This is a genomic window from Nocardia sp. NPDC003345 (assembly GCF_053589395.1).
Map to the genome: position 1 here is coordinate 1 of NZ_JBSFRU010000443.1, position 4,212 is coordinate 4,212.

The window sequence follows — 4,212 nt, forward strand, 5'->3', positions numbered from 1 at the left end:
CAGCACCCGGGCCCGCGGGTCCTCGGCCCGGTAGACCCGGTGGCCGAAGCCCATCAGCTTCTCCTTGCGATCCAGGATGCCCTTGACCAGCGCCCGGGCATCGCCGCTGCGTTCGACCTGTTCGATCATCGGGAGAACCCGGGCCGGGGCGCCGCCGTGCAGCGGGCCCGACATCGCGCCGATCGCGCCGGAGAGGGAGGCGGCCACATCGGCGCCCGTGGAGGCGATCACGCGGGCGGTGAACGTGGAGGCGTTCATGCCGTGCTCGGCGGCCGATACCCAGTAGGCGTCGATGGCCTCGGTGTGCCGGGGGTCCGGATCGCCCTTCCACCGGGTCATGAAGCGTTCGGTGACCGTGGTGCACTCGTCGATCCGGCGCTGCGGTACCGCGGGCTGGTAGATACCGCGGGCCGACTGGGCCACGTAGGACAGGGCCATCACCGAGGCGCGGGCCAGGTTCTCCCGGGCGGTGGGCGCGTCGATATCCAGCAGTGGCTGATAGCCCCAGATGGGGGCGAGCATGGCCAGCCCCGCTTGGACATCGACCCGGACGTCGCCGGTGTGCACGGGCAACGGGAAGGGTTCGGCCGGGGGCAGGCCGTGGCCGAACTCGCCGTCGACGAGCAGGGCCCAGACGTCACCGAAGGTGACCCGGTTGCGGACCAGGTCCTCGATATCGACGCCGCGGTAGCGCAGGGCGCCGCCGTCCTTGTCCGGTTCGGCGATATCGGTGGTGAACGCGACCACCCCCTCGAGGCCGCTGACGAAATCCTCCGGGACCCCGCCGGCCCCCGAAACCGCGGAATTGGTGGTCATACGCGACTCTCCTTTCAACAGAACTCTAGCGCTTTGCTACTCAGGAGTAACGTCTGGCCCATGGCTGAGGTGGAGCAGACCCGGGCCGATCTCGCGGCCATGCGGGCCGAATACGGTGCGGGACATCCGGGCCCGGGGGATCGGGCGTCGGGGCAGGTGGTGCGGGACAGCGAGCTCGATGAGAACTCGGTGGCCGGTGGCTGGGAGCCCGTACTGCGGCAATGGATGGAACAGGCGACCGCGGCCGGCGTGGCCGAACCCAACGCGATGGTGCTCGCCACCCTCGACACCTCCGGTGCCACGGCCCGTCCGGTGACGCGCACCGTCCTGTGTAAAGGCCTCTCGCCGGAGGGTGTCGTCTTCTATACCAACTACGACTCCGCCAAGGGGGAGCAGCTGGCCGCCTCGCCGAACGCCTCGGCGACCTTCCTGTGGACCCATCTGGCCCGGCAGGTGCATATGCGTGGCCGGGTCGAGCGGGTGGCGGCCGCGGTCACCGAGACGTATTGGCGTTCGCGTCCCCGGGAATCCCAGCTCGGCGCGTGGGCATCGGCGCAATCCCGGCCGATAGGTTCGCGCGACGAACTCGACCGGCAGCTGATGCGGACCACCGCGCGCTTCGCCGAAACGGCCGAGATCCCGGTACCCCCGCATTGGGGTGGATACCTGCTGCGGCCCGACGAAGTGGAGTTCTGGCAGGGCCGCCGCGGTCGCCTGCACAACCGGATCGTGGTGCGGATCGACGGGCCGGAGATGACGGTGCTGCGGCTGCAGCCGTGAATCCGGCACACCCGCGGCGGTCGTAGGCGGGTGTTACAGCGGCCGGTGGAATCCGGGCGTGACATTCGGCACGGTTTCGCCGGATGTGACTTGGGTACGTTTGCCTACGCGGTCGCGTAAGCGGTCGCCGGCGTGACCGCGAACCTCGCCCCACTCCGCCGCCCGGGTACGGCCCGCCCGGCCGATTCGGCCGGTCACGGCGGTGACAACGGGTGCGAGAGCTGGTGAATCTCACTCGTTCGCGGACAGATTGTGAGATCTACGCGCGGGTACCCTCCCCGCCGGTCCCGCCGGAGCAAGGTCTAGCGTCTACCGGTAACGCACCGTGTGCCGACCGCACGCGATGCCGATGGTCACAGCCTGAGAGGGAACCTTCCGTGCCCGAGAATCACATCAATGACGCCAAACCGGTTCTCACCTATCCCGGTGGCGAATACCCCATGACGATCGCCGAGGCCGCCGAAGGAAACGACGGTATCGACCTCGGTAAGCTGCTGGCGAGCACGGGATATACGACCTATGACCCGGGTTTCGTCAACACCGCGTCGACCAAATCCGCGATTACCTACATCGACGGTGAACAGGGCATTCTGCGCTACCGCGGATATCCGATCGAACAGCTGGCCGATAATTCGACCTTCATCGAGGTCAGCTATCTCCTCATCTACGGCGAGCTACCCACCCAGGATCAGCTCGAGGATTTCACCGACAAAATCCGCCGGCACACTTTGCTGCACGAGGATCTGAAGCGCTTCTTCGACGGTTTCCCCCGCAACGCCCACCCGATGCCGGTGCTGTCCTCCGCGGTGAACGCCCTGTCGGCCTACTACCAGGACTCCCTGGACCCGCGCGACCCCGAACAGGTGGAACTGTCCACCATCCGGCTGCTGGCCAAACTCCCCACCATCGCCGCCTACTCGTACAAGAAGTCGGTGGGCCAGCCGTTCCTCTACCCGGACAACTCGCTGTCGCTGGTGGAGAACTTCCTGCGGATGACGTTCGGCTTCCCCGCCGAGCCCTACCAGGTCGACCCGGAGATCGCCTCGGCGCTGGATATGCTGCTCATCCTGCACGCCGACCACGAGCAGAACTGCTCCACCTCCACCGTGCGGCTCGTCGGCTCCTCCGATGCCAACCTGTTCACCTCGGTATCGGGCGGTATCAACGCGCTCTGGGGCCCGCTGCACGGCGGCGCCAACCAGGCGGTACTGGAAATGCTCGACGGCATCCTCGCCGCCGGTGGGGACGTCAAGGAGTTCATCCGCAAGGTCAAGAACAAGGAAGACGGCGTGAAGCTCATGGGCTTCGGGCATCGCGTCTACCGCAATTACGACCCGCGTGCCGCCATCGCCAAGAAGCACGCCGACACCATCCTCAGCAAACTCGGCAGCGATCCGCTGTTCGATATCGCCCAGGCTCTGGAAGAGGCCGCGCTGACCGACGATTACTTCGTCGACCGCAAGCTCTACCCGAACGTCGACTTCTACACCGGCGTGATCTACAAGGCGATGGGCTTCCCGACCCGTATGTTCACCGTGCTGTTCGCGATGGGCCGGCTCCCGGGCTGGATCGCGCACTGGCGGGAAATGCACAGCGAAGCCATCAAGATCGGCCGTCCGCGGCAGATCTACACCGGCTATGGTGCACGGGACTACGCGGAAATCACCAACCGCTGACACCGAATGAATCGAAGGGGATTCAAGGCATGAGCAAACCGGAGATCGAATTCCAGGAGGGCCCCGCGCCCACCGAACTGGCCATCAAGGACATCACCGTCGGTGACGGGCCGGAAGCGGTACCCGGCGGAACGGTCGAAGTGCACTACGTCGGTGTGGAGTTCGATACCGGCGCCGAGTTCGATTCCTCGTGGAACCGCGGCGAGTCGATCACTTTCCCGCTGAACCGCCTGATCCAGGGCTGGCAGGAAGGTATCCCCGGAATGAAGGTCGGTGGCCGTCGCCAGCTCACCGTCCCGCCGGAACTGGCCTACGGCCCGGCGGGCGGCGGGCATCAGCTCTCCGGCAAGGCTCTCGTCTTCGTGATCGATCTGCTCGGCGTGAAGTAACAACGCCCGGACGCGACACCCCCCACGGCCTGCCGTGGGGGGTGTTTCCGTTCCCGGGCGAGGCCGGAACCCGGACCTGTCAGACCCGCCGTCCCGGCAACAGCAGTACCAGGCGGACCCCGCCGAGAACGCCGTCATCGAAATAGGCACGGCCGCCGTGCAGCTGCGCCTGCTGGGCCACCAGCGCCAGTCCCAGCCCCGAACCGCCCTTATGGGCGTTGCTGCCGCGCGCGAACCGGGCGAACACCGATTCGCGCTCCTCGGCGGGCAGGCCGCGACCGTTGTCGTCCACCGAGACGACAATGGTCCCGTCGGGATGCCGATGGGCCGACAACACGATCTCGGTCGCCCCGCCGTGCTTCACCGAATTCTTCATCGCGTTGTCCACGGCCAGCCGCAACCCCGCCGGCAGCCCACGGGTCACCAGTTCGGCGTCGGTATCGATACGGACCGCCAGGCCGGGATAGTGGCGCATCGCGTCGTGCGCGGCCTGATCGCACAACTCGGCGATATCGGTGTCGATATGGTCGCGTTCGGAGGTCAGGTCACCG

The 4,212-nt window shown here is 66.9% G+C and carries 5 protein-coding genes; 3 read left to right on the forward strand and 2 right to left on the reverse strand.

Annotation, left to right across the window (positions count from 1 at the left end; all coding sequences use genetic code 11):
- Positions 1 to 816: citrate synthase 2 (locus ACWDU1_RS30190; protein WP_450003677.1), on the reverse strand; the 816-nt coding region annotated here is incomplete at its 3' end.
- A 60-nt stretch (positions 817 to 876) separates the two neighbouring features.
- On the opposite strand from ACWDU1_RS30190, the gene pdxH reads away from it, so the two are divergent.
- The 3 genes from pdxH to ACWDU1_RS30205 all read left to right on the forward strand — a co-directional run bounded on the left by pdxH (position 877) and on the right by ACWDU1_RS30205 (position 3,661).
- Positions 877 to 1,596 carry a pyridoxamine 5'-phosphate oxidase gene (gene pdxH / locus ACWDU1_RS30195; protein ID WP_450003678.1) on the forward strand — a complete coding sequence of 240 codons (720 nt, stop codon included), beginning with the start codon at positions 877 to 879 and terminating at the stop codon, positions 1,594 to 1,596.
- A 377-nt stretch (positions 1,597 to 1,973) separates the two neighbouring features.
- The gene (locus ACWDU1_RS30200; RefSeq protein WP_450003680.1) at positions 1,974 to 3,272 is read left to right on the forward strand and encodes a citrate synthase; all 1,299 of its coding nucleotides are present in this window, start codon (positions 1,974 to 1,976) and stop codon (positions 3,270 to 3,272) included.
- Between the two features lie 29 nt (positions 3,273 to 3,301).
- Entirely contained in the window at positions 3,302 to 3,661 is a 360-nt protein-coding gene (locus tag ACWDU1_RS30205) for an FKBP-type peptidyl-prolyl cis-trans isomerase (protein WP_450003681.1), read from the forward strand.
- Positions 3,662 to 3,740: 79 nt separating this feature from the next.
- Here ACWDU1_RS30205 and ACWDU1_RS30210 read toward each other — a convergent pair.
- Positions 3,741 to 4,212, reverse strand: a 472-nt coding sequence (locus tag ACWDU1_RS30210) for a sensor histidine kinase (protein WP_450003683.1), incomplete at its 5' end; no start/stop codon positions are given.